Genomic DNA, 25,227 nt, shown 5'->3' with positions numbered 1-25,227 from the left:
CTGTGTCGTCAAACGACCACGTTCACGAGACGGCCCGGCACGACGACGATCTTCTTCGGCGCCTTGCCTTCGCTGAACTTCGCGACCATTTCATGCGCGGCCGCGAGCTGTTCGATCGATTCACGCGACGCGTCTTTCGCCACCGTCAGCGCGCCGCGCACCTTGCCGTTCACCTGCAGCACGAGTTCGATCTCCGATTGCTCGAGCGCTTTTTCGTCGACCTTCGGCCACGGCGCGTCGAGCAGCGAACCGAATTCGTCGGCATAACCGAGTTCCTGCCAGAGCTGGAACGTCAGGTGCGGCACGACCGGATACAGCACACGCAGCATCACGCTGTACGTTTCGCGCAGTACGCCCGGCAGCGCGCCCTTCGCGCTGTCGAGCGCGTTGAGCATCTTCATCGCGGCCGACACGACCGTGTTGTACTGCAGACGCTGGTAGTCGAAGTCGGCCTGCTTCAGCACGCTATAGACTTCGCGGCGCAGCAGTTTGTCGGCGTCGCCGAGTTGCGCGGCGTCGAACTGCCCGCCCGCGCGCAACGCGGCTTCGTTCGCCTGAGCGAAATTCCAGACGCGGCGCAGGAAGCGGCTCGCGCCTTCCACGCCCGAGCCCGACCATTCGAGCTGCTGCTCGGGCGGCGCGGCAAACATGACGAACAGACGCGCGGTGTCCGCGCCGTGCTGATCGATCAGCGATTGCGGATCGACGCCGTTGTTCTTCGACTTCGACATTTTCTCGACGCCGCCGAGCACGACCGGCTCGCCGTCCGAGTTCAGCACGGCGCCGACCGGGCGGCCCTTGTCGTCGAACGAGACGGTCACGTCTGCCGGGTTGTACCAGGTCTTCTTGCCCGTCGCGTCTTCGCGATAGTACGTTTCGTTGAGCACCATGCCCTGCGTGAGCAGGTTCCTGGCCGGCTCGCCGAACTTGACGAGACCCAGGTCGCGCATCACCTTGGCCCAGAAGCGCGAGTACAACAGGTGCAGAATCGCGTGCTCGATACCGCCGATGTACTGGTCCATCGGCGCCCAGTAATCGGTGCGCTCGTCGACCATCGTCTTCGCATCCGGCGACGCGTAGCGGTAGAAGTACCACGACGAATCGACGAACGTGTCCATCGTGTCGGTTTCGCGTTTGGCCGCGCCGCCGCAAGTCGGGCAGGCGCAGTTCACGAACGCTTCGGACTTCGCGAGCGGATTACCCGTGCCGTCCGGCACGAGGTCTTCAGGCAGCACGACCGGCAGATCTTTTTCCGGCACCGGCACGTCGCCGCACTTCGGGCAATGGATGATCGGAATCGGCGTGCCCCAATAGCGCTGGCGCGACACGCCCCAGTCACGCAGACGCCACGTGATCTGCTTGTCGCCGAGGCTGAGCGCTTTCAGGTCGGCGGCGATCGCGTCCACCGCCTGTTCGTAATCGAGGCCGTCGTACTTGCCGCTGTTGACGAGCGTGCCCGTCTTCTCGCCGTACCATTCTTCCCACGCGTCTGTCGAAAATTCCTTGCCTTCGACCGCCACCACCTGCTTGATCGGCAGACCGTACTTCTTCGCAAACGCGAAGTCGCGCTCGTCGTGCGCCGGCACGCCCATCACCGCGCCTTCGCCGTAGCTCATCAGCACGTAGTTGCCGATCCACACTTCGACCCGTTCCTGCGTCAGCGGATGCGTGACGTAGAAGCCGGTGGCCATGCCCTTCTTTTCCATCGTCGCGACGTCGGCTTCGGCAACGCCGCCGCGCTTGCATTCGTCGATGAAAGCCTGCAGTTCCGGCTTGTCTTTCAGGAGGCGCGTGGCGAGCGGATGCTCGGCGGCGATCGCGCAGAACGTCACGCCCATGATCGTGTCGGCGCGCGTGGTGAACACGCGCAGCAGCTTCTGTTCGCCGTCGATTTCATACGGGAAGCCAAAGTTCACGCCGAAGCTCTTGCCAATCCAGTTCTGCTGCATGATCTTCACGCGCTCGGGCCAGCCGAGACCTTCGAGATCGTTCAGCAGTTCGTCCGCGTACTGCGTGATGCGCATGTAGTACATCGGGATTTCGCGCTTTTCGACGAGCGCGCCCGAGCGCCAGCCGCGGCCGTCGATCACCTGCTCGTTCGCGAGCACGGTTTGATCGACGGGGTCCCAGTTGACGGTGCCGGTTTTCTTGTACGCGATGCCCTTTTCCAGCATCTTCAGGAACAGCCACTGGTTCCACTTGTAGTAGTCGGGGCTGCAGGTGGCGACTTCGCGCGACCAGTCGATCGCGAGACCCATCGACTGCATCTGCTTCTTCATGTAAGCGATGTTGTCGTAGGTCCACTTGGCCGGCGGCACATTGTTGGCCATCGCGGCATTTTCCGCAGGCATGCCGAACGCGTCCCAGCCCATCGGCATCAGCACGTTGTAGCCGTTCATCCGCAGATAGCGGTACATCACGTCGTTGATCGTGTAGTTGCGCACGTGCCCCATGTGCAGCTTGCCCGACGGATACGGCAGCATCGAGACGCAATAGAACTTGGGCTTGTCGGTGGTTTCCGTCGTCTTGTACGCGTCGATGGCGCGCCATTGCCCTTGCGCGGCGGATTCGACGTCGGAGGGAACGTATTTTTCGTGCATGGTGTGATGGGTCGCTGGGTTCGGTGCTTCCGCACCGGCCGCTATGCTGCTTTGGTGCTTTTGCTGGATGAAATGGCGTCGTTTCCCCTTCTGCGGGGGAAAGGGCTGATTATACCGTTCGCGGACGGCTGCGCCGCGCTCTGAAGCCGCGCGCTTACTGCCGCGCGGCCGGCGGCGGGTCCGTCACGAAGCCGATCCGCTCGAGACCGGCCTGCTGCGCGGCGCCCATCACCTGCGCGATCACCTCGTAGCGCGTGTTGCGCTCGGCGTGCAGGTGGATTTCGGGCTGGCCAGTCGCTTTGCCGGCGTCGCCGTTCTGCACGGCTTCACTCGCGTCCGCCGCTTTCGCTGCCTGCGCGAAGCGGGCGCGCATCTGGTCGAGCGTGATGAGGCTGCCGTTCCAGTAGAGCTTGCCCGCGGCGTCGATTGAAAGCGAAATGGTTTGCGGCGTTTCGCGCGCCGGCGCCGCGGCGACCTTCGGCAGATCGAGCCGGATAGCGTGTGTGAACAAAGGCGCGGTAATGATGAAGATCACGAGCAGCACGAGCATCACGTCGATCAACGGCGTCATGTTGATCTCGGCCATCGGCGCGGCCGTCTGCTTTTTCTCGAGTCCGCCGAATGCCATGTCGCCTCCTCGCCGCGCGCTCAGTGAGCTTGCTGAGCGGCGGCCTGCTGGCCACGCAGCGGCGCTTGTGGCTGGCCGGCGGGCGCGCAGACGTACGCGTGCAGATCGTGCGCGAAGCCGTCGAGTTCCTCCGACAACTGCCGCACGAGACGCCCGAGCACGTTGTACGCGAGCACCGCAGGAATCGCGACCACGAGGCCAAAGGCAGTCATGATGAGCGCCTCGCCGACCGGGCCCGCGACGTTTTCGATCTGTGCCTGCCCGCTCGCCGCGATGCTGCCGAGCGCGTGATAAATGCCCCACACAGTGCCGAGCAGCCCGACGAAAGGCGCCGTGCTGCCGACCGAGGCCAGCAGCACTTGCCCGAATTCGAGCCGCCGTTGCGACGCGCTAAGCGCCTGGCGCAGTGCTCTCAGCACCCGCTCGCCGCGCTCGACGCGCGCGAGCAACGCACCGGGAATATCGACCTCGGCGGCATGGAGCGCCGCTTCGGCGAGCGGCGAGAAGACGCGCTCGCGGTCGGCGCGCTTCAGTGCGGCGACGCCTTCAGCGAGCGTAGGCGCCTGCCAGAAGCGCGCAATCGCGCGCGTCGCCTGGCGTTTCGCGCGCACGAGCACCCAGCTCTTGACGATCAGAAAGCACCAGCTCGCCACCGACATCGCCAACAGCACATAGGCGACGCCATGCGTGATCGCGTCGCTCGTTTGAAGGTAATGGATGATGCCGCTGCCGCCTGCCATCTGGCCTCGCCGAAAGAATGTGCCGGACTGTGCCTAGCGCAAGCCGAGCACGTCCTGCATGTCGAAGAAGCCGGTCTGATGGCCTTCGAGGAAACGCACGGCGCGAAGCGCGCCCTGCGCGTACGAGAGACGGCTCGCCGACTTGTGCGTGATTTCAATCCGCTCGCCAATGCCCGCGAACAGCACCGTATGATCGCCGACGATGTCGCCGCCGCGAATCGCCGAAAAGCCGATGGTGGACGGATCGCGTTCGCCCGTCACGCCCTCGCGGCCGTAGACGGCGCAGTCGTCGAGATTGCGGCCTAGCGCATTCGCGATCACCTCGCCCATGGTGAGCGCGGTGCCCGACGGCGCGTCGACCTTGTGACGGTGATGCGCCTCGATGATCTCGATGTCGTAGCCGGTGGCGAAATGCTTCGCCGCGAATTCGAGCAGCTTCAGCGTGACGTTCACGCCCACGCTCATATTCGACGCGAACATGATCGCGACGTTGTCCGCCGCGGCGCGCAATTGCGCCTTCTGCGCGTTGTCGAAGCCGGTCGTGCCGATCACCATTTTCACGTTGTGGCGCTGCGCCGCTTCGAGATGCACGAGCGTGCCTTCCGGGCGCGTGAAGTCGATCAGATAGTCGGACTCGGCGAACACGCGCTCGATGTCGTCCGTCAGCGCGACGCCCGTCTGTTTGCCGACAAAAGCGCCGGCGTCCTGACCGAGTTGCGGCGAGCCCGGGCGGTCGAGCGCGCCGGACAGCGTGGCGTCGGAATCGTTAAGAACCGTTTCGATGAGCATGCGGCCCATACGGCCCGATGCGCCAGCAATCGCAATTTTCATGGCTACGAGGGTTCGAAAGAACGGCCCGGCAAGCGCGGGCAAAAGCGGCGGCGGGCAGCACGCCCTCGCGCCGCGCATGACTGGAACAGCAGAGAACCGGACGGCGCCGCGCAACCTGGCTTGGTCCGACGCAACGCAAGAAGTCGCGTTGCAGCGGGGCGCTTGCGCGGCTACCGTCTTAAAACAAGGACAACGATATTACTGGCTCGTTCCCGAAGTGGACGGCGCGGTCAACGGTGCGTTGTACGTCGGGCTGCTGCCGCTTTGCGACGAACCGCTCGGCCCGACCGGATTGTCCTGCGACGACGGCGCGGGAGGCGGCGGACGATGGAACTGGAACTGCGGCTGACCAGCGGACGTGGCGCCTTGCGGCGGCACGCCGCCGGCATTCGCGGTTGGCGCCGTTGAGCGCACCGACGAGCGCGTATTGCGCGACGGCGCCTGCACGGCATTCGTCGCACGATTGGCGGCTTGTGCGGCTTCGGCGTTCGCATCCGTGGACGGCGCGGCGGCGGCCGCTGCACCCTCGACGGACGGCGAGCGCGTGGTGTCCACGGTGACCGGGGCCGCAGCGGCGACCGGCGCACTTGCGCCCGCAGCGCTGCTTGCTACGTTAGGCACCGCTGCCTTCTTGCCGCGCTTGTCGCCGTCGATTTCGGCGAGCAGTTCGAGGTTCGACGGCAGATCTTCGCCGCCACTCCAGCTCGCGACGCGGTCGCCGGCGAACAGGACGATGAAGTCGCGCTGCTGCACGACGTTGGTCGAGCCGCGCTTGAAATAGAACACGTAGTCCCAGCGGTCAGCGTGGAACATGTCGGCCAGAAGCGGCGTGCCGAGCAACTGACGCACCTGCGCGCGCGACATGCCCACCTGCATTTGCGAAGCAGCTTCTTTCGAGACGAAGTTGCCTTGCACAACGGTAATCCGGTACGGCGTGATGCTTTGAGCAATCCGCTGCGTGAGGCTGTCGTACGTGGAACATCCTGCGAGAATCGCGACAGCCGCAACAGCGATCAAGGTACCCCGCATGCGGCTCCCCCGGTAGATCAATTGAGATTTTGAAATCATTTCACTCACCGTGCGGGCCCGCTGACGAGCCGCGCGAGTTTCATTCCATCGAAGATGACCAGAACGGCAAAAACACATTACTATGAGAGCCCAGCATTGTACTCTAGGGATCCCTTGTCATGACCAATCCAACCGATCTCAAGAATATCGGGCTCAAGGCGACCCTTCCGCGCCTCAAAATCCTTGAGATTTTTCAGCACAGCCCCGTCCGTCACCTGACGGCCGAAGACGTGTACCGCAATCTCCTGCACGAAGAGCTCGATATCGGTCTTGCCACCGTGTATCGCGTGCTGACGCAATTCGAGCAGGCCGGCCTGCTGTCGCGCAGCAATTTCGAATCGGGCAAGGCGGTGTTCGAACTGAACGAAGGGTCGCACCACGACCATCTGGTGTGCCTCGATTGCGGCCTCGTGGAAGAGTTTTTCGACTCGGAAATCGAGAATCGTCAGCAGTCCATTGCGAAGGAACGCGGCTTCAAGCTGCAGGAACACGCGTTGGCGCTGTACGGTGCCTGCACGAAGGAAAATTGCCCGCATCGCAAGCATTGACGTGGTATCGGCCGTGTCGGGGGGCGCGGTCGGAAGTTAAGCGATAAGCACAGAATGGCCCGGCCGGTGGTGAATCGGCCGGGCCATTTTTTCGTCGAATGAAAAGCGGTGCGTTGCGCTACTGCATTTCACTTGCTTACTTCAGCGCTTACGCCGGTATTTCGACGCTCTCCGCGAACACGAGCCGCCACGGCTGCAGCAACATCTGCTCGTCGCAATTGCGCCCCTCACCGCCGCGATCGACGACGAGAAAATCGCTCACGCGATCAAGCACGAGAAGCGGATGATGCCAGACGGCCTTCGCATAATTGACGCCCTGCCAGGCGTCGGTCCAGAAGCCGCGCATCTGCGTGCAATCGAGCTCGCCGGCCGGCGCGACGACGATCAGATAGCGGCACGGCGTCAACGGAATGAAAGCCTGACTGCCGAGCGGGTGCCGCTCCATCATCGCGATGTCGAGCGGCAACGCATGCGGCTGCGCCCGGAACAGGTTGACGAGCGGCCGCCCGCCGTCGTCCGCCACGTCGACGCGCGCGAGGTCGTGATAGCGCTCGGTCGTGCCGCCGTTGATCGGAAAATGACGCGCGCCTTCGAGTTCGATCACGTCGCCAAACGGCGCGAACGCCTCGCGCGTCAGACGCTGCAGTTGCAATGTGGGTTTCAAAGCCGCTTCCGGGGTCTTCATGCGTGACGCTCCATTTACGCGATCTCGCCCCACAGGCGCAGCCGCGACACGCCGCCGTCGGGGAAGATATTGAAACGCACGTGCGTGACCGGCCCGAGCGACGCGAGGCCGTCCGCGAACGTGTGTACGTGATCCATCTGCAGCTTCTGCTCATCGAGCAGCACGGGCCAGAACATCGCTTGCGTAACGAGCGAATCGTCGGTCCCGCCGATGACGCGCGCGGCCTGCAACGAGCAGCGGTCCGGGAAATTGCCCTTGAAATGCGCGGTATCCACTTCGATTTTGCGGATCACGCCCGGCCGCGCCAGCGCGACGATCGCCCAGTCGTTGCCCGGCTCGCGGCGGCGCCGCGTCTCCCAGCCGTCACCCATGTTGACGCCGCGGCCGGGCATCAGCATCTGCGAGGCGGGGCCGAAATGCTGGTTGTTGGCGGCGACCAGATACGCGCCGTTTTCAATCGCCGCGAGGTCCAGCAGCGCGCCGCGCTCCACGCGTTCCCAGTCACGCCTGGGGTGGCCGTACACGCGCAAACGCGCGAGGCCGCCGTCCGGGTACAGGTTCACGCGCAAGTGAGTGAAGGCACGCGCGTCGTTCACTTCGACGTAATGGTGCTGATTGCCCTGGAGCGTCGTCGCGGGAACCAGCGTTTGCCAGTCGGCATTGTCGGGCGGCACGTCGCCGTCCGCGTGACAGGCGTCGATCGACGCCGCCGGCGGAAAATTGCCGGTGAAGTGGCTCGTGTCCAGATCGACGCCGTGCACGACGCCCGGCCGCGCGAGGCGGATCACGCAAAAATCGTGGCCGCTCGTGCGCTTGCGGCGGGTTTCCCAGCCGTCCATCCACTTGCCGTGGTCGTCGTATTTTCCGGGGATGAATACCGCCGGCTGCGGATCGAGCATGCGTTCTTTCGGCGCGAAGAATTCGTCGCTGGCGAAGAGCGCCTTTGCGCCGAGCCGCGGGTCGGCGAGATTCATGTAGCGGCGGGTGAAAGCGGGAGCGTTCGGGTCGAGGATCGGATTAGCCATGGTTTGCAGTCAAGCGACGTGAAGTTGGAGATGCGCCGGCGGTCCAGCGGGTTTGTCGGCGGAGAAAGCGGGCGGCGTCGGGGCGTGGGATTGCGAAGCGTCAGGCAAACGTGCGAGCGGGTTTCGCGGACAGCAACGGTAGCGAGCGGTGGCTCTGCCCGCGGCCTGGCCAAACCGGCCGGCGCGAGGCGGCGTGGCTCGCTTCGAGGTCTCGCCACGCGCCGCCATTCGCGCCGCCATTTGTGCTGCCCTTCGTACTGCCCTTAAAGCCGCCCTCAAACAGCGGGGGCGCTGTGACCGCTTACCGGTTCGACAGCAGCTTCCTCGCCGCCGGCGACATAGCGGAAATCCGCATCGCCATTCAGCACGCGATGCGCGCGCGCCCGGTCGATGTCCTTCTCCCACACGGCGACGACCACCGTCGCCACGCAGTTGCCGATCAGGTTGGTCAGCGCGCGGGCAATGCCGACGAACCAGTCGACGGGAAGAATCAGCACGAGCCCAAGCACGGGAATCGCCGGAATCGCGGACAGCGTCGCCGCCAGAATGACGATCGCGGAGCCGGGAATGCCGTGCGCGCCCTTCGACGTCACGAGCGACACCAGCACGACCACGATCAGATCGTGCGTGGAAAGCGGCGTGTTGGTCGCCTGCGCGATGAACAGCACCGCGAGCGTCAGATAGATCGAAAAGCCGTCGAGATTGAACGAGTAGCCGGTCGGAATCACGAGACCGACCGTCGAATCCTTCACGCCCATCCATTCGAGCTTGCGCATGACTTGCGGCAGCACGGCATCGGAAGAAGCGGTGCCGAGCACGATCGACAACTCTTCGCGCAGGTAACGGATCAGCTTGAAAATGCTAAAGCCCGCGAGCCGCATGACGACGCCCAGCACGACCACCACGAACACGACGCAGCTCGCGTAAAACACGAGCACCAGCATGCCGAGCTGCTTGAGCGACTCGACGCCGTACTTGCCGGTCGTAAAGGCAATCGCGCCGAGCACGCCGAGCGGCGCCAGCTTGATGATGAAACCCATCACGCGGAAGAACACCTGCGCGAGTTCGTCGATCATGCTGCCCACGCGCTGGCCCTTGCTGCCGAGCAACGAAAGCGCCGAGCCGAACAGCACCGAAAAGACCAGAATCTGCAGAATGTCGCCGGTGGCGAACGCGTTGAACGCGGTGTCCGGAATGATCTTCAGCAGAAAACCGGCCGTGTCCTTCAGGCTCTTCGCGTGCTCCGTGTAGGTGGAGAGCGAGGCCGGGTCGAGCGAATGCAGGTCGATGTTCATGCCGGCGCCAGGACGCGTTGCGTAGGCCAGCACCGCGCCGATCACGAGCGCGATCGTCGTCATCACCTCGAAGTAGATCACCGCCTTCAGTCCGACGCGGCCGACCTTGCGCAGATCGCCCGCGTGCGCCATGCCGCTCACCACGACGCAAAACACGATCGGACCGATCACCATCTTGATCAGCTTGAGGAAGCCGTCGCCGAGCGGACGCAGCGATTGCGCGAACTGCGGGTAAAGCGCGCCGATCGCGACGCCGATCAGAAGCGCTATGACGACCCGGCCAAACAGCGAATTGAGAAACTTCAGCACGGCTTCCTCCTGAGGTGGATGTCCATCTGTTCAGACTGGTCCGACCAGATCTGTTATGGTGGATAGTAGGAAGCCGATATACTGACGTCAAGGCGTCTTGAAACGGTGTTTACCCGCGCTGTGTCGCTCGCTTGTGCGGTTCGCGACGCAGCTTGGTCGCCGTTAATTCCACGTTCTTCGGGCCGCGTACTACAATGCCGGTCAGACCGCGCTTCGAGGTGAATTCCGATGAAAAATGTCCCGCACACCGTCACCGATGCCGCCATCGCGACCATTCGCGAGCGGATCGAAGCGGGCGTTTATCCGGTGGGCAGCCTGCTGCCGGCGCAGCGCCAGCTTTCGGAAGAACTCGCGATCAGCCGCGCGTCGCTGCGCGAGGCGCTGTCCACGCTCGAGGCGCTCGGGCTGCTCGTGATCAGGCCTGGCAAGGGCGTGTATGTGGAGCGCGCGCAGGCGTCGGCGGCGGCGCAGTCCTGGCGCTTTGCCGCGCAGTCTTCGCTGCCCGACACCTATCAGATGCGCTACGCGCTGGAAGGGTTTATCGCGCGCATGGCGGCGCTCGCCGTCAGCGATTCCGACCTCGTCTGGTTCGAGGAAAACATCACGGCCATGCAGACGGCGCTCGCGTGCGACGAACTCGACGAGGCCGCGCGCCTCGACTACGACTTTCACATGCGTATCGTGAACATTGCGGGCAACGCCGCGATCGAGTCGATTCTGAGCAGCAGCGCGGACGTCATGAAGGAAAGCCAGCGCATGCCGTTTTACCGGCGCGAACTGGTGCTGTCGACCTACACCGAGCACCGCGCGATTCTGGACGCGCTCAAGGCACGCGATTCAGCCGCGGCGGGCAAAGCCATCGAGACGCATATTTCGAACGCCGCGCAGCGCGCCGGCGTCTATTTCCCGACTCCGCAGGCGTAAAAAAGCCGCTCCGTAGAGCGGCTTTGGAGCGGCAGTGGCTTCTGCGTCGGCTTTTGCGCCGGAATGTTGCGCGGGACGAACCGCTGGCGCAACTCCGGCGGCCCGAGCGAAGCCTCGAACCTTACTTCGCGTTGGCGAGCGCAACCGCCGTATCCAGCATGCGGTTCGAGAAGCCCCACTCGTTGTCGTACCAGCTCGACACCTTCACGAGACGGCCCGACACCTTGGTCAGCGTAGCGTCAAACGTCGACGAAGCCGGGTTGTGGTTGAAGTCGATGGACACCAGCGGCGCGTCGTTATAGCCGAGGATGCCCTTCAGCGCGCCTTGCGACGCTTCCTTCATGATCGCGTTGACTTCTTCGACCGTCGTGTCGCGCGCGGCGATGAACGACAGATCGACCACCGACACGTTGATCGTCGGCACGCGAATCGCGTAGCCGTCGAGCTTGCCGTTCAGTTCCGGCAGCACGAGGCCGACCGCCGAAGCAGCGCCCGTCTTGGTCGGGATCTGGCTATGCGTGGCCGAGCGCGCGCGGCGCAGGTCTTCGTGATAGACGTCCGTCAGAACCTGGTCGTTCGTGTACGCGTGGATCGTCGTCATCAGGCCGTTCACGAGGCCGATCTTGTCGTTCAGCGGCTTGACGAGCGGCGCGAGGCAGTTCGTCGTGCACGAAGCGTTCGAGATGACCGTGTCCGATGCCTTCAGCACGTTGTGGTTCACGCCGTAGACGATCGTTGCGTCGACGTCCTTGCCGCCCGGCGCCGAGATGATGACTTTCTTCGCGCCGCCCTTGATGTGCGCGCTTGCCTTTTCCTTGGTCGTGAAAAAGCCCGTGCATTCCATCACGACGTCGACGTTCAGCTCGCCCCACGGCAGCTCAGCCGGGTTGCGGTTGGCCAGCACGCGGATCTTGTCGCCGTTCACAACCAGGTAGTCGCCGTCCACCGACACTTCGCCCGGGAACTTGCCGTGCGCGGTGTCGTATTGCGTGAGGTGGGCGTTGGTCTTGGCATCGCCGAGATCGTTGATGGCGACGATTTCGATATCGTGCTTCTTGCCGTTTTCATAGAAGGCGCGCAGCGTGTTGCGGCCGATCCGGCCGTAGCCGTTGATTGCGACGCGAATCGTCATGGTCTATCTCCTGATGGCTGAAAAAATACGTCGATGTTCCGTCTGACCGGCCGCGTCGCCACGCGTTCATGTTGTGCTTCCACGCGCGCGGCAACGCTTTGTCCTGAATCAGCCGAGTGCGGCTTTAGCCGTCTCCACCACGTGCTCGACGGTGAAGCCGAAATGCTTGAACAGCACGCCAGCCGGGGCCGATTCGCCGAACGTGTCGATGCCGACCACGCCGCCTTCCAGACCCACGTACTTGCGCCAGAAATCCGTCACGCCCGCTTCGATCGCGACGCGGCGCACGCCTTGCGGCAGCACGCGTTCGCGGTACTCGGCGTCCTGCCTGTCGAACACGGTGGTCGCCGGCATCGACACGACCCGCGCCGCAATGCCTTCGCGCGCCAGCGGCTCGACCGCGTTCAGCGCCAGTTCCACTTCCGAACCCGTCGCGATCAGGATGATTTTGCGCGCGACGATCTCGTCGTTCCAGTCGCGCAGCACATAACCGCCCTTTTCGATGTTGGCGATTTGCGCATCCGTGCGCTCCGAGAACGGCAGGTTCTGACGGCTGAAGATCAGGCACGACGGGCCGTTGTGTTCGACGGCCTGCGTCCATGCCACCGCCGTTTCCACGGTATCCGACGGACGCCACACCTGCAAATGCGGAATCAGGCGCAGGCTCGCGACGTGTTCGACCGACTGGTGCGTCGGGCCGTCTTCGCCGAGACCGATCGAATCGTGCGTGAACACGAAGATGGACGGCGCCTTCATCAGCGCGGCGACGCGCAGCGCGTTGCGGCTGTAGTCGGAGAACGTCAGGAACGTGCCGCCGAACGCCTTGAAGCCGCCGTGCAGCGCGAGGCCGTTGATCGCTGCGCTCATGCCGAATTCGCGCACGCCGTAGTTGACGTAGTTGCCCGCCGCGCGGCCTTCCTCGTTCACGCGGACCGGCTTTGCGGCCTTCCAGTTGGTCAGGTTCGAACCGGTCAGGTCGGCCGAGCCGCCCAGCAGTTCCGGCAGCACCGCCGACAAACCTTCAATAGCCTGCTGCGACGCCTTGCGAGTCGCGATGGTTTCCGCGCGCTCGTTAGCGCCGGCGATGATCGCCTTCGCTTTTTCCTTCCAGTCCGCGGGGAGTTGCTTCCCGCTGCGACGCGTGAATTCAGCCGCTTCTTGCGGATATTTCGCAGCGTAGGCGGCGAATGCCTTGTTCCAGTCGGACTCGAAGCGCGCGCCGGCTTCTTTCGCGTCCCATGCCGCATAGACTTCCTGCGGAATCACGAACGGCTCCCACTTCCAGCCGATGGCTTCGCGCGTCGCCGCGATTTCCTTCTCGCCAAGCGGCGCGCCGTGCGAATCGTGACTGCCGGCCTTGGTCGGCGCACCTTCGCCGATCACGGTCTTGCAGCAGATCAGCGTCGGCTTGTCGGACTGCTTGGCCTGCTTGATGGCCGCGTCGACTGCGTCGACGTCGTGGCCGACCACGTTCGGGATCACGTTCCAGCCGTAGGCTTCGAAGCGCTTCGGCGTGTCGTCGTGGAACCAGTGCACCACTTCGCCGTCGATCGAGATGCCGTTGTCGTCGTAGAACGCGATCAGCTTGTTCAGCTTGAGCACGCCGGCAAGCGAGCAGGCTTCGTGCGAGATGCCTTCCATCAGGCAGCCGTCGCCGACGAACACGTACGTGTGGTGGTCGACGATCTTCGCGTCAGGCTTGTTGAATTCGGTGGCGAGCAGCGACTCCGCGAGCGCCATGCCGACCGCATTGGCGAGGCCCTGGCCGAGCGGGCCGGTGGTCGTTTCGACGCCCGGCGTGATGCCGTATTCCGGGTGGCCCGGCGTCTTCGAATGCATCTGGCGGAAGTTCTTGAGCTCGCTGATCGGCAGGTCGTAGCCGGTGAGGTGCAGCAGCGAGTACAGCAGCATCGAGCCGTGGCCGTTCGACAGCACGAAACGGTCGCGGTCTGCCCATTGCGGATTCTTCGGATTGTGGCGCAGATGGCGCGACCACAGGGCCACGCCGATTTCGGCCATGCCCATCGGCATGCCGGGATGGCCGGAATTCGCTTGTTGAACGGCGTCCATGGACAGCGCGCGGATCGCGTTGGCCATCAGGGAAGTGGGTGCGGGAGACGGGGTCGTCATGTCGAGTCCGGAGACAGAGTCAAAAAGCGGTGCGCGCTTGAGGCCCGGAAGCTCGGCGGCCAGTCCGCTTCGGCGCACGGTGCGGCGCCTGAAGACGCGAAACGGGCAGAGCAAACGGACAAGGCTGAAAGCGTGACATTCTAACAGAAGGCCGCACCGGCCCCAGTGCGCCAGGCCGCATGGCGGCGTGCGCATCGTCAGGTCGAAGCTCGGCTGGTCCGGGCGTGGCGGCGGGCCAGGAACGCCGTGGGTCGTTAAAATTGAGCGGCGTAACTCAACGCGTTTTTATGCAGGCCAACCCTTGAGCGACTCTTTGCTGTTCCATCCCACACCCGACGTCGTCTACGGATTTCCGCACGCGTCGCTGCTTGCGCGCGTTGACTCGCCGTATCAACGCATCGAGGTGTGGGAGACGCGCCAGCTCGGCCGGCTTTTCACGCTCGACGGCCGCCCGATGACGTCCACCGGCGACGAGTTCATCTATCACGAGTGCATGGTGCATCCGGCGGCGCTCGCGCATCCGGCGCCGAAGGCGGCGCTCGTGCTGGGCGGCGGCGACGGCGGCGCCGCGCGGCAACTGCTCGCGCATCCCGGAATCGAAAGAATCGTCGTGGCGGAGCTCGACGAACAGGTGGTTCGCCTGACGCGCGAGTATTTGCCGGACGTGCACGGCGGCGCCTTCGACGATGCGCGCGTCGAACTGGTAATCGGCGACGCCGCGCACTACGTGGCCGCAGCAGCCGACGCGCAATCCATGCAGTTCGATCTGATCGTGTTCGACGTGACGCCGCCGGACTCGCCCGCCGCCGGCCTGTACACGACAGCCTTCTACGGCCAACTGAAGCGGGTGATGAGCCCGACTGCCGCGGTATCGATCCATCTGGGCTCGCCGTATTTCCACGCCGGCAGAATTGCCGGTCTGCTCGACGACCTGCGCCGCGCGTTCGCCGTCGTACGCAACATGAGCACCTTCATCCCGCTATACGGCTCGCTATGGATGATGGCAACAGCCAGCGACACGCTCGACCCCGCCGCACTAACCGCCGATGACGTGACCGCGCGCCTCGCCGCGCGTCGAATCGACGCATTGAAGCATTACAGCGCGGCCACGCACGCCGGGCTCTTTGCGGCGTCGCCGTCAGCCAGCGGTAAACTAGGTCAATTCTTAAAGCCAGCACGCTAACGACCGGGCAAAATGCTCGGCTTGGCCCGTGCGCGCTATCTCATAGACAGACGATACGGGACTCGCTGCCGGCTTCCGAGCACGCGCCCAACAACCCATAGATCCGGAGAACTCCATGACCGCCTCCCGCCCAGCCGGTGTGCCCTGGTTGACCCCCTATCTGACGGTGCGCGACGCGCGTGCCACGACCGCGTTCTACACCGCGGCGTTCGGCTTCGAGTTGCGGGACAGCGTGCAGGACGACGGCGTCGTCATGCACGTCGAGATGACGTATCAGGGCCAGTTGATCGTGATGTTCGCGCCGGAAGGCGCGTTCGGCTCGACCGCGAAAACACCGCGAAGCGCAGGCGCGATTGCGCCGCAATCGTTTTATGTCTATGTCGACGATGTCGACGCGGTTTACGCCCGGGCGCTCGCCGCCGGGGCAAAATCGCTGAGCGAGCCGCAGGACCAGTTCTGGGGCGACCGCTTCGCCCAGGTTGAGGATCTGGACGGCTACCGTTGGGCGCTCGCTCGCCACCTTTCGTGAACTAATGAGTATTTTTCTGATGCCTCGCTTCTTCGTCGGTACGTCCCTTTCGCCCGACGACATCGTGCAGCTTCCCGATGACGTCGTTCGGCACGTCCTTGTCCTGCGCTTGCAGGTGGGCGACTCCATCGTGCTTTTCAACGGAGAAGGCGGTGAATACAGCGCCGAACTCGCCGCCATCGAACGCCGCGCGGTCACCGTAAAAATTCGCGAGTTCCGCGATATCGAAGTCGAAACGCCTTACCGGCTCACGCTCGCCCAAGGCATTGCGAGCGGCGACAAGATGGACTGGCTGATCGAAAAGGCCGTGGAACTCGGCGCATCCAGCTTCGTGCCGCTCACCACCACGCGCAGCGTGGTGCGTCTGGCGGGAGAACGCGCGGCGCGACGGCATGCGCATTGGGAAGGCATCGTGCGAGCGTCCTGCGAGCAATGCGGGCGCAACCGTCTGCCCGAAGTCATGCCGGTGCGTGAAATCGCCACATGGCTCAGCGCGATGCCGCGCGTTCCCGCCGGCGACGAACTGCGCATCCTGCTGTCGCCGCGCGCCAGCATCCCTTTCTCGGCCTTGCCTGCGGCTCCGCCGAAGGGGCCCGTCACCGTGCTGGTCGGCCCGGAAGGCGGTTTTTCCGCCGCCGAAGAAGCCGCCGCGATGGATCATGGCTTCCAGGCTGTGGGGCTCGGACCGCGCGTGCTGCGCACGGAAACCGCCGGCATGGCCGTGCTGTCGGCGCTGGCGGCTGGCTGGGGCGGGTGGTGAGCGGCCGATTGGACTCTTGTCGGGCCAGCGGCACTGACTAAGGCCGCGGCATCAGCAGCGGCCGCAACGCCTCCGCGCAAAAGCCAAAACAAAGGCCCGCCAATTGGCGGGCCTTTATCGTTCTGGCGGCAATCTCCGGCTGCAATCCAGCCAGGACGCGAAAGCCTCAGGGTTTTTAGCTTATTCAGGCAAACGAATAAAACACCCGAAACGCGACCTTACGCTCAGCCCAGAATTCGGCGGCCTCGCGGAACACGTCCAGCAGCGTCTCGCGGCCTTCCTTGTCGAACTTCTGTGCGACGGGCAATTGCTCCAGCACGATCACGAAACCCGGCTGCGCACCGGCCTTGTGGACGAGATCGGTCAGGCAATCGTAGAGCGCGTCGTAATTCTTGCCAAAATGTTTCGGAAACAGGAACGAGGTTGCGATGGTCTCGAGCACTTCCTGTTTCGATTGCGCATTGGCGCAATACGCATAGAGAAAGTGCTGACCTAGTTGATTCGCCTCGTCCGCGAGATCCTGAACGCGGAACGCGCGGATCGACTGTACGATGTTCGGTCGTACGGTCTTGAAAAGACTCATGGGCTCCTCGTTCGATGAAACCACACTGTCAGGCTCGCTCCGGTTCTCACGGCCCTGATCGCCCGCGCGCATTTGCATGACGCGCTGGAACAGGTTGCCCTCGCCGGCCGCGAAAAGATCCGTCGCGACTCCGGTGTCGTGCGCGTAGACGTTGTCGCTCATGCCGTTCATCCCGATGTCATTCAACAATACGATTAAAACTGGTGTAGTGGTCGTCCGAGTAGTAACAATTGTCGGTTCGCTTCAGCGGACCTCCGCAGACGATGCGACGCGCCCCGCGATTACGTGAGCGAGGCGTGGGAACGGTGTATTCGTGGTAGTAGCCGCGCCGGTTGGGCGGCAGCAACCGTTCGCGGTTGCCGAATACGACGCCGTCCTTTTCATATGGATAAGGCCCGCCTGCGGCAATCAAGTTCAATGTATCGACCGCCTGACGGGGCAGTTGCGCCACCGTGACAGTGCCGAGTGCCTGTGCATCGGTGCCGGCGGGTGCCGTGTAGTTGCGCGCGAAGGCGTAAGGCACGGGGCCGCAGAAAGCGCACAGCGCAGCCGCACCGATCAGCACGCCCTTGATCCGCTGCCAGCTGCGTGCCATTTACCAAGATTCCCGGCGGTTAGATCACGAGTTTGACGACCATGAAAGTCGTAAGGGTATCGCTAATGGTCCCTGGAATCAACGTTCGCCAGGCGCGCGAAATTGCTCAAATCGACGGCGACGCGCTGCTGGCCGCACTTTGACGACTTTTGACAGAAAATTTTGCTCACTCGGGCTAGTATTAGCCCAACGAAGCAAAAACAACCGCCCGCCGGGCCTCCGTCGCCGGAGTTCGGAAGCGGGATTCTTGTAACGATGCCTGTTGTTTGCCGTTTTGGGGCGGCTATCCCCTGTTCGCCCTAAGGCGTGTCCATTGCGGACACGCCTTCTTTTTTTGCAGGGCGAGATGCCGGCCAAGGTAGCCGGCAGATTTGCGTGCGCCGGCCGGTGCTTACTACGCAACCAGCCAGCGCCGTGCGATCAACGCGCCGCGATCACATCCGCGACCAGCAGCGCCGTCATGTTGACGATGCGCCGAACCGTTGCGGACGCCGTCAGCACATGCACCGGCTTGTCCGCGCCGAGCAGCATCGGGCCAATCGCGATGTTGTTGCCGGCCGCCGTCTTCAGCAGGTTGTACGAGATGTTGGCCGCGTCGATGTTCGGCAGCACCAGCAGGTTCGCATCGCCTTCGAGCGTCGAGTCCGGCAGAATTTCGCGGCGCAGATTGGCGTCGAGCGCGACGTCGCCGTGCATTTCGCCGTCCACCTGAAGATCCGGCGCGCGTTCGCGCAGAATCGTCAGCGTGTCGCGCATTTTCTGCGCGGTCGGCGCGTGGCTCGATCCGAAGTTCGAGTGCGACACCAGCGCGACCTTCGGCTCGATACCGAAACGGCGCACTTCCTCGGCGGCCATGATCGTGATCTCGGCCAGTTGTTCCGGCGTCGGATCCACGTTCACGTGCGTATCGACGAGGAAAATCTGGCGATTCGGCAGCACCAGCGCGTTCATCGCGGCGTAGACAGCACAGCCTTCGCGCTTGCCGATCACCTGGTCGATGAAGTGCAAATGGCGATGCGTCGTGCTCACCATGCCGCAGATCATGCCGTCGGCTTCGCCCTTTTTCACCAGCATCGCGCCGATCAGCGTGGTGCGGCGGCGCATTTCGAGCTTCGCCATCTGCTGCGTGATGCCCTTGCGCGACATCATCTTGTAGTATTCCTGCCAGAAATCGCGGTAGCGCTCGTCGTGATCGGTGTTCACGACCGTGTAATCCTGGCCCGCGACGAGGCGCAGCCCATAGCGCGCAATGCGCTGCTCGATCACGGCCGGACGGCCAATCAGGATCGGCTTCGCCAGCTTTTCGTCGACGATGATCTGCATCGCCCGCAGCACGCGCTCTTCCTCGCCTTCCGCGAACACGATGCGCTTCTTCTCCGGCTCGACGCCGCGCGCGAGCTGGAAGATCGGCTTCATCGTCGTGCCGCTGTGATACACGAACTGCTGCAGGTGCTGTTCGTACGCTTCCATGTCCTCGATCGGACGCTCGGCGACGCCGGAATCCATCGCGGCCTTCGCCACCGCCGGCGCGACCTTGACGATCAGGCGCGGATCGAACGGCTTCGGAATCAGATATTCCGGCCCGAACGACAGGTCCTGAATGCCATAAGCCGTCGCGACGATGTCGCTCTGCTCCTGGCGCGCCAATTCCGCAATCGCGTTGACCGCGGCGATTTCCATTCCCGCGTGACCGTCGTCGCGCCCGCGTCCAGCGCGCCGCGGAACAGGAACGGGAACACCAGCACGTTGTTCACTGGTTCGGATAGTCGGTGCGGCCCGTGCACAGCACGGCGTCCGGGACGCACTTCCAGCGCCAGTTCCGGCAGGATTTCCGGCGTCGGATTGGCGAGCGCGAGAATCAGCGGCTTGTCGGCCATCTGCTTGACCATGTCCTGCTTGAGCACGCCGCCCGCCGACAGCCCGAGGAAAACGTCCGCGCCGCCAATCGCCTCGGCGAGCGTGCGGGCTTCGGTTTCGCGCGCAAAGCGCTCCTTGTCCGGGTCCATCAGTTCGACCCGGCCCTTGTATACCACGCCCGCGAGGTCGGTCACGAGAATGTTCTCGAGCGGCAGGCCGATGTCCACCAGCAGGTCCAGACACGCCAGCGCCGCCGCGCCCGCGCCGGAGGCCACGAGCTTGACGTCCTTGATGTCCTTGCCGACCACCTTCAGACCGTTGGTGATCGCCGCCGCGACGACGATCGCCGTGCCGTGCTGGTCGTCGTGGAAAACCGGAATCTTCATGCGCTTGCGGCATTCGCGCTCGACGATGAAGCAGTCCGGCGCCTTGATGTCTTCCAGGTTGATACCGCCGAAAGTCGGCTCGAGCGCCGCGATCACGTCCACCAGCTTGTGCGGATCGGACTCGTTCAGCTCGATATCGAACACGTCGATGCCGGCGAACTTCTTGAACAGCACGGCCTTGCCTTCCATGACCGGCTTCGACGCGAGCGGCCCGATATTGCCGAGGCCGAGCACCGCCGTGCCGTTCGTGACGACGCCGACGAGGTTGCTGCGCGCGGTGAAACGCGCCGCATTCATCGGGTTTTCGACGATTTCCTCGCACGCGAACGCGACGCCCGGCGAGTACGCCAGCGCGAGATCGCGCTGGTTGATCATCTGCTTGGTCGGGGAGATCGCGAGCTTCCCTGGAGTCGGGAACTCGTGGTAATCGAGGGCGGCTTCGCGGAGTTTGCTATTGACGGGAGTCGACATAAGGCGGGCTTCGAAGTGCGGATTAGAATAGATGTTCGACGGCATTGTAGCCCCAATTGCCGGCCCAATTCCTTCAATACGGGTACAACTGCCGCGACCGAAAGGTAGCGAAAGCCAGTGGTGCCTGCACTTTTCCTCACAATGCTCTCAGAGTTTTCGCTGATCGAACGTTTCTTTGCCCGCCGCGCGGCGGGCCAGCCGTCGGTTGCCGCGGACGGCTCGCTCGGCATCGGCGACGACTGCGCGCTGCTCGCGCCGCGCGCCGGCGAAATGCTGGCGATATCGACGGACATGCTGGTGGAAGGCCGCCATTTCTTCGCCGATGTCGATCCCGAGGCGCTCGGCCACAAGGCCCTCGCCGTGAATCTGTCGGACCTTGCCGCGATGGGTGCCCAACCGCAGGCGTTCACGCTCGCCTTCTCGCTGCCGAAAGCCGACGAGGCGTGGCTCGCCGCGTTCAGCGAGGGCCTGTTCGCGCTCGCGGAACGGCACGGTTGCGCGCTGATCGGCGGAGATACGACCGGCGGGCCGCTGAACCTGTGCATCACCGTGTTCGGCAGCGTGCCGCCGCAAGCGGCCCTGCGACGCGACGCCGCACAAGCCGGCGACGACATCTGGGTGTCCGGCACGCTCGGCGATGCGCGCGCCGGACTCGGCATCCAGCGCGGCGAGTGGCAGGCGGATGCGGCCGACGCCGCAAGCTTCCGCCGCGCGCTCGAACGCCCGGAGCCGCGCATCGCGCTGGGTCTAGCACTGCGCGGCGTCGCGCGCGCCGCGTTGGACGTATCGGACGGACTCGCGGGCGACCTCAAGCACATTCTGGATCGCTCGAAGCTGCGCGCCACCGTCGACGCCGACGCCGTCCCGCGTTCGGCCGCGCTGCGCAAGCTACCGCTGGATACGCAGCGGCGCTGCACGCTCGCAGGCGGCGACGACTACGAACTCTGCTTCACCGCGCCGCCCGCCGCGCGCGTCGCGGTGGAAAACGCCGGGCATAAGGCGGGCGTGCCGGTCACCCGCATCGGTACAATAAGCGCTCTTCAATCGGCGGCGGATCGCCCCGCGATCGACTGGCGCGACGCCGCCGGCGCGCCGCTCACCCTGACGTTGCAAGGCTTCGACCACTTTCATGCAGACTGATCCTCCGCTTCGGCCCGCCGACGAGTTCGTCGGCGGCCAGCCTCCCAAGCCGCAACGCCCGCAGCCGCGCCGCGCGACCGCGCGCTTCATGTTGTCGCATCCGCTGCATATTCTGTCGCTCGGTTTCGGCAGCGGCTTGTCGCCGTTCGCGCCTGGGACGATCGGCACGCTGTTCGCGTGGGCGTCTTTTGCCGTCTTCAGCCGCTATCTGACGGTAATCGAATGGGGTGTGCTGATCGGCGTCGGCTTTGTCGGCGGCATTGCGATTTGCGGTTTTACCGCGAAGAGGCTCGGCACCGACGACCCGTCGCCGGTCGTATGGGACGAAATCGTCGCGTTCTGGCTGGTTCTGCTGATGGTTACGCCCGTCACGCTGACCGGGCAGTTCTGGGCGTTCGTGCTGTTCCGCTTCTTCGACATGGTGAAACCGCCGCCTATCGGCTACTTTGATCGCCGGCTGAAAGGCGGTTTTGGCATCATGTTCGACGACCTCGTCGCCGCGTTTTTCACGCTGCTCGTGATTGCGCTTTGGCGCATGTCCGTTTAACCGTTGCGCCCCGTTCCGGATTGACGCCATGCCTACCGATTCCGTCGTTCACCAGCTCGCGATCCGCGTGAGCAACCGCCTGCGCGACGAGCGCCTGATGCTCGTCACCGCCGAGTCGTGCACGGGCGGCATGGTCGCGACCGCGATCACCGACATTTCCGGCAGCAGCGGCTGGTTCGAGCGCGGCTTCGTCACGTACTCGAATCAGGCGAAAAGCGAAATGATCGGCGTGCCCGCCGACATGATCGAGAAATTCGGCGCGGTCAGCGAGCAGGTGGCGCGCGCGATGGCCGAAGGCGCGCTGCGCAACAGCCGCGCGCAGGTATCGCTGTCGATCACTGGCGTCGCCGGTCCGGGCGGCGGCACCGAGACCAAGCCGGTCGGCATGGTGTCGTTTGGCTGGAGCAACCGGCTGCATACATCGGTTGAGACGAAGGTTTTCAAGGGCGACCGCGAGCAGATTCGCGTGCAGGCCGCGGCGCACGCGCTGCGCGGCGTCCTCGCGCTGCTCGACGAGCGCGAACATTGACCGTTGCAGTTGCGTGGAGACGAAACGAATGCCGGATTCCGATGCAGCCCGAGACGAATTGATCCGCCGCTTCGATCTGAAGCCGCATCCGGAAGGCGGATTTTTCAGCGAGACCTATCGGTCGGCGGAGCGCGTGAGCCGGAACGACGGCGCGGCGGACGGAACGACGGAGACGCGCTCGGCATCGACGGCCATCTACTACCTGCTGTGCGACGGCGCGCATTCGGCCTGGCATCGGATCAAATCCGATGAAGTCTGGCATTTCTACGCCGGCGAGCCGCTGAACGTTCACGTACTCGACGCAGCCGGCAAGCTGGTCACGCACAAGCTCGGTAATGCGCTGATTCACCGCGACGCGGTGTTTCAGGCCGTGGTGCCGGCCGGTTTGTGGTTCGCCGCCGAATGCGCGGACCCGGCGAGCTTCGCGCTGGTTGGTTGCACCGTCGCGCCCGGTTTCGAGTTCAGCGAGTTCGAGCTTGCGGATGTCGATGCGTTGAAATCGCGCTATCCGCAACATGCGGCGTTTATTGAGCGGTTGGGGCCAACGGCCGGCGCGTGAAGCGCAACGGCTACTGTGTGGCGCGGCTGGCGTGAATTGCGATCGCCCATAGCGGCTAGCGTCGGGCCGTTAGGGAAGCGACAAACCCACGCGGCAAGCGCAAGCGATAAATCAGGCGACCAACCAGCCGACCACCGAAACACCCGCCAAACCGCCAAACCACCCCTCACCGAAACGCGTTAATCCGCTCCCGCGTTTCCATCGCCGCCTTCGCCGCCGCCTGCGCAAAGTCCTCGCCCTTGCCCGCATAGATGATCGCGCGCGACGAGTTGATCAGCATGCCCGTGCCGTTCGCGGTGCGGCCCGCGCCGACGGTCGCCTGAACGTCGCCGCCCTGCGCGCCGATGCCCGGAATCAGGAGCGGCATATCGCCGACAATCCCGCGCACCACTTCGATTTCCTTCGGAAAAGTCGCGCCGACGACGAGCCCGAGCTGGCCGCTCGCGTTCCACTTCTCCGCCGCCAGTTGCGCGACGACCTGATAGAGCGGACGCCCGCCCGTCTCCAGAAATTGCAGGTCCGAACCGCCTGCATTCGACGTGCGGCACAGCACGATCACGCCCTTGCCTTCGTGCTCCAAGTACGGCTCGATCGAATCGAAACCCATGTACGGATTGACCGTGACCGCATCCGCCTGGTAGCGCTCGAACGCTTCGCGCGCGTACTGCTCGGCGGTGCTGCCGATGTCGCCGCGCTTCGCGTCCAGAATCACCGGCAAGCCCGGATGATGCGCGTGAATATGCGCGATCAGCTGCTCAAGCTGGTCTTCCGCGCGATGCGCCGCGAAGTAGGCGATTTGCGGCTTGAACGACGACGCGTAAGGCGCGGTCGCGTCGACGATCTCGCGGCAGAAGTCGAAGATCGCGTCGGGCCGGCCGGCTAGCGCGCCGGGAAATTTGCTCGGCTCGGGATCGAGGCCGACGCACAGCAGCGAGTTGGTGCGCTGCCAGGCGTCGTTGAGTGTCTGGATGAAGTTGGACATGGTGAGTCTCGCGGCGAGCCGGTAATCGGGGAAGGCGCGTATTTTACCTGCCCGGCGCGGCGGGTCGGCGGTGGTTGCCCGCCCCTACTGCCGGCGCCGCGTTCCGCGCGCGCCCGGCATCGAACGCAAACCGGTGCGCTCGACGGTAAACCGGAAGCTCCTCGTGAGCCGCTCGCCGCGTCCCAGCAGCGTCATGCCGTTTTCGCACGCGCCGCCCGCCAGATTCATCGCGTTGATCGGATGATCGACCGGCTCGAAGCAGAAAAAGTCCTCGCCTGGCGGCGTGTACAGCACGTAGTAATCGGTGTCGGCGGCAATGTTCAGCGACAGCCGGCGCTTCGGCCAGACCACAGCCGCCTGCCCGCTCCAGCCCGTGAACGCATGATTGACGATGGTCTCCGGCAACGGATACGCCACGCCGAACTGCCACGCCGGCGGCGCCTGTACGTGACGAACCGGCAGCCAGTCGTCGCCGGCGAGCCACAGACCGCCCGCCGCCGCCGACAACTCGGTGTCCGCATCGCGCACGAAAAACGGATGCACGCCGAGGCCGAACGGCAAAGCCTCGCGGCCCGCGTTTTCGATTTCGAGCGTGATGACGAGCGACGGCCCGTCGAGCTTATACGTCTGCGCCGCACGAAACGCGTACGGCTTGCCGTCCCGCCGATCGAGCGTGAGCCGCACGTACTCGCGGTCCGAATCGGCGACTTGCCACGCGGACTGCCAGCCGTCGCCATGAATCGGGAAAGGCTCGTCGGCGCAATTGCGCGCCACGTCGACGCGCCGTCCCGCGACATTGAAATGTCCGCCGCCGATACGGTTCGAGTACGGCAGCAGCGGATAACAGGCGAGTTCGTTCGGCTGCGTGTCGGCGGCGACGTGGCGGCAGCGCCGGAAGATCGGCGTGAGCGCGCCGTCGTCGCGCCAGTCGAAGCGCGTGATGCCGCCGCCGAGCGTCGGCGCGACGTCGAGCCGCAACTGCGCATTGGCGAGCGTGACGCACGCGACATCGCCGGCCGAAGTCTCACCGACTGCCACTGCCGATGTGCTCGGCCCCGCCAGCACCGGATTGGCCGCGGCCGCGAGCCGCGAGCGCCGGCTCTGCGCGCCGGGTGAGTTCTGAGCGTTCTGGGAAAAGGCGGAAACAGGGTTCGCAACAGTCATATCTGCTCCTTCGAGAGGCTTGCACGT

General features: G+C 64.4%; 23 protein-coding genes and 1 pseudogene. 9 read left to right on the top strand and 15 right to left on the bottom strand.

Going from position 1 to position 25,227, the window contains the following annotated elements:
* Positions 1-8 precede the first annotated feature (8 nt).
* From leuS to BGRAMDRAFT_RS26160, 5 genes are all read right to left on the bottom strand, one after another.
* The gene (gene leuS, locus BGRAMDRAFT_RS26180; RefSeq protein ID WP_006051903.1) at positions 9-2,600 is read right to left on the bottom strand and encodes a leucine--tRNA ligase; all 2,592 of its coding nucleotides are present in this window, start codon (positions 2,598-2,600) and stop codon (positions 9-11) included.
* Positions 2,601-2,754: 154 nt separating this feature from the next.
* Entirely contained in the window at positions 2,755-3,228 is a 474-nt protein-coding gene (locus tag BGRAMDRAFT_RS26175; RefSeq protein WP_006051902.1) for an ExbD/TolR family protein, read from the bottom strand.
* A gap of 20 nt (positions 3,229-3,248) precedes the next feature.
* On the bottom strand, positions 3,249-3,968 hold the full coding sequence (locus BGRAMDRAFT_RS26170; RefSeq protein ID WP_006051901.1) for a MotA/TolQ/ExbB proton channel family protein: 720 nt from the start codon (positions 3,966-3,968) through the stop codon (positions 3,249-3,251).
* Between the two features lie 33 nt (positions 3,969-4,001).
* Positions 4,002-4,799 (bottom strand): 4-hydroxy-tetrahydrodipicolinate reductase, encoded by a 798-nt coding sequence (gene dapB, locus BGRAMDRAFT_RS26165; RefSeq protein WP_044021887.1) that lies wholly within the window; start codon positions 4,797-4,799, stop codon positions 4,002-4,004.
* Positions 4,800-4,997: 198 nt separating this feature from the next.
* The gene (locus BGRAMDRAFT_RS26160; protein ID WP_006051898.1) at positions 4,998-5,828 is read right to left on the bottom strand and encodes an outer membrane protein assembly factor BamE; all 831 of its coding nucleotides are present in this window, start codon (positions 5,826-5,828) and stop codon (positions 4,998-5,000) included.
* Between the two features lie 158 nt (positions 5,829-5,986).
* Here BGRAMDRAFT_RS26160 and fur point away from each other — a divergent pair, with 158 nt between their 5' ends.
* Positions 5,987-6,415: a ferric iron uptake transcriptional regulator gene (gene fur, locus BGRAMDRAFT_RS26155; protein ID WP_006051897.1), complete on the top strand. Its 429-nt coding sequence runs from the start codon at positions 5,987-5,989 to the stop codon at positions 6,413-6,415.
* Positions 6,416-6,563: 148 nt separating this feature from the next.
* Here the strand turns inward: fur and BGRAMDRAFT_RS26150 are convergent, their stop codons facing one another.
* The 3 genes from BGRAMDRAFT_RS26150 to BGRAMDRAFT_RS26140 all read right to left on the bottom strand — a co-directional run bounded on the left by BGRAMDRAFT_RS26150 (position 6,564) and on the right by BGRAMDRAFT_RS26140 (position 9,729).
* Positions 6,564-7,100 (bottom strand): ureidoglycolate lyase, encoded by a 537-nt coding sequence (locus tag BGRAMDRAFT_RS26150; protein ID WP_006051896.1) that lies wholly within the window; start codon positions 7,098-7,100, stop codon positions 6,564-6,566.
* A 14-nt stretch (positions 7,101-7,114) separates the two neighbouring features.
* Positions 7,115-8,125, bottom strand: a complete 1,011-nt coding sequence (gene alc, locus BGRAMDRAFT_RS26145; RefSeq protein WP_006051895.1) for an allantoicase — start codon at positions 8,123-8,125, stop codon at positions 7,115-7,117.
* Between the two features lie 275 nt (positions 8,126-8,400).
* The gene (locus BGRAMDRAFT_RS26140) at positions 8,401-9,729 is read right to left on the bottom strand and encodes a C4-dicarboxylate transporter DctA (RefSeq protein ID WP_006051894.1); all 1,329 of its coding nucleotides are present in this window, start codon (positions 9,727-9,729) and stop codon (positions 8,401-8,403) included.
* A gap of 228 nt (positions 9,730-9,957) precedes the next feature.
* On the opposite strand from BGRAMDRAFT_RS26140, the gene BGRAMDRAFT_RS26135 reads away from it, so the two are divergent.
* Positions 9,958-10,653, top strand: coding sequence for a FadR/GntR family transcriptional regulator (locus BGRAMDRAFT_RS26135; protein WP_006051893.1), 696 nt, complete (start codon positions 9,958-9,960; stop codon positions 10,651-10,653).
* Between the two features lie 121 nt (positions 10,654-10,774).
* Here BGRAMDRAFT_RS26135 and gap read toward each other — a convergent pair whose 3' ends face one another.
* Together gap and tkt are read right to left on the bottom strand one after the other, a co-directional pair.
* On the bottom strand, positions 10,775-11,785 hold the full coding sequence (gene gap, locus BGRAMDRAFT_RS26130; protein WP_006051892.1) for a type I glyceraldehyde-3-phosphate dehydrogenase: 1,011 nt from the start codon (positions 11,783-11,785) through the stop codon (positions 10,775-10,777).
* A 108-nt stretch (positions 11,786-11,893) separates the two neighbouring features.
* Positions 11,894-13,915: a transketolase gene (tkt, locus tag BGRAMDRAFT_RS26125; RefSeq protein WP_006051891.1), complete on the bottom strand. Its 2,022-nt coding sequence runs from the start codon at positions 13,913-13,915 to the stop codon at positions 11,894-11,896.
* 301 nt (positions 13,916-14,216) lie between these two features.
* Between tkt and speE the strand changes: the two genes are divergently transcribed.
* The 3 genes from speE to BGRAMDRAFT_RS26110 all read left to right on the top strand — a co-directional run bounded on the left by speE (position 14,217) and on the right by BGRAMDRAFT_RS26110 (position 16,387).
* On the top strand, positions 14,217-15,098 hold the full coding sequence (gene speE, locus BGRAMDRAFT_RS26120) for a polyamine aminopropyltransferase (RefSeq protein WP_006051890.1): 882 nt from the start codon (positions 14,217-14,219) through the stop codon (positions 15,096-15,098).
* A 115-nt stretch (positions 15,099-15,213) separates the two neighbouring features.
* Positions 15,214-15,627 carry a VOC family protein gene (locus tag BGRAMDRAFT_RS26115; RefSeq protein ID WP_006051889.1) on the top strand — a complete coding sequence of 138 codons (414 nt, stop codon included), beginning with the start codon at positions 15,214-15,216 and terminating at the stop codon, positions 15,625-15,627.
* A gap of 19 nt (positions 15,628-15,646) precedes the next feature.
* On the top strand, positions 15,647-16,387 hold the full coding sequence (locus BGRAMDRAFT_RS26110; protein WP_006051888.1) for a 16S rRNA (uracil(1498)-N(3))-methyltransferase: 741 nt from the start codon (positions 15,647-15,649) through the stop codon (positions 16,385-16,387).
* A gap of 184 nt (positions 16,388-16,571) precedes the next feature.
* Here BGRAMDRAFT_RS26110 and BGRAMDRAFT_RS26105 read toward each other — a convergent pair whose 3' ends face one another.
* From BGRAMDRAFT_RS26105 to BGRAMDRAFT_RS26095, 3 genes and pseudogenes are all read right to left on the bottom strand, one after another.
* Complete coding sequence (locus tag BGRAMDRAFT_RS26105; protein WP_029971475.1) at positions 16,572-17,141, bottom strand: barstar family protein; 570 nt, start codon at positions 17,139-17,141, stop codon at positions 16,572-16,574.
* A 7-nt stretch (positions 17,142-17,148) separates the two neighbouring features.
* A complete protein-coding gene (locus BGRAMDRAFT_RS26100) occupies positions 17,149-17,565 on the bottom strand; it encodes a ribonuclease (protein ID WP_006051886.1) in 417 nt (138 codons plus the stop codon).
* 420 nt (positions 17,566-17,985) lie between these two features.
* Positions 17,986-20,324: pseudogene (locus tag BGRAMDRAFT_RS26095) on the bottom strand (NADP-dependent malic enzyme).
* A gap of 96 nt (positions 20,325-20,420) precedes the next feature.
* On the opposite strand from BGRAMDRAFT_RS26095, the gene thiL reads away from it, so the two are divergent.
* The 4 genes from thiL to BGRAMDRAFT_RS26075 are packed head-to-tail and all read left to right on the top strand — an operon-like array spanning position 20,421 to position 23,054.
* Positions 20,421-21,419: a thiamine-phosphate kinase gene (gene thiL / locus BGRAMDRAFT_RS26090; protein WP_006051883.1), complete on the top strand. Its 999-nt coding sequence runs from the start codon at positions 20,421-20,423 to the stop codon at positions 21,417-21,419.
* Complete coding sequence (locus tag BGRAMDRAFT_RS26085) at positions 21,409-21,966, top strand: phosphatidylglycerophosphatase A family protein (protein WP_006051882.1); 558 nt, start codon at positions 21,409-21,411, stop codon at positions 21,964-21,966. Before thiL ends, BGRAMDRAFT_RS26085 begins: the two co-directional genes overlap by 11 nt.
* 28 nt (positions 21,967-21,994) lie before the next feature.
* Complete coding sequence (locus BGRAMDRAFT_RS26080; RefSeq protein ID WP_006051881.1) at positions 21,995-22,495, top strand: CinA family protein; 501 nt, start codon at positions 21,995-21,997, stop codon at positions 22,493-22,495.
* Between the two features lie 28 nt (positions 22,496-22,523).
* Entirely contained in the window at positions 22,524-23,054 is a 531-nt protein-coding gene (locus BGRAMDRAFT_RS26075) for a cupin domain-containing protein (protein WP_006051880.1), read from the top strand.
* Between the two features lie 166 nt (positions 23,055-23,220).
* Here BGRAMDRAFT_RS26075 and pyrF read toward each other — a convergent pair whose 3' ends face one another.
* Both pyrF and BGRAMDRAFT_RS26065 read right to left on the bottom strand, forming a co-directional pair.
* A complete protein-coding gene (pyrF, locus tag BGRAMDRAFT_RS26070) occupies positions 23,221-24,036 on the bottom strand; it encodes an orotidine-5'-phosphate decarboxylase (protein ID WP_006051879.1) in 816 nt (271 codons plus the stop codon).
* An 84-nt stretch (positions 24,037-24,120) separates the two neighbouring features.
* On the bottom strand, positions 24,121-25,200 hold the full coding sequence (locus BGRAMDRAFT_RS26065; RefSeq protein WP_006051878.1) for an aldose 1-epimerase: 1,080 nt from the start codon (positions 25,198-25,200) through the stop codon (positions 24,121-24,123).
* Between the last annotated feature and the right edge of the window lie 27 nt (positions 25,201-25,227).

It is taken from the genome of Paraburkholderia graminis C4D1M (assembly GCF_000172415.1).
GTDB classification, from domain to species: domain Bacteria; phylum Pseudomonadota; class Gammaproteobacteria; order Burkholderiales; family Burkholderiaceae; genus Paraburkholderia; species Paraburkholderia graminis.
The sequence above is the reverse complement of the archived record's forward strand: the minus strand, read 5'-3'. Positions and strand labels throughout refer to the sequence as shown.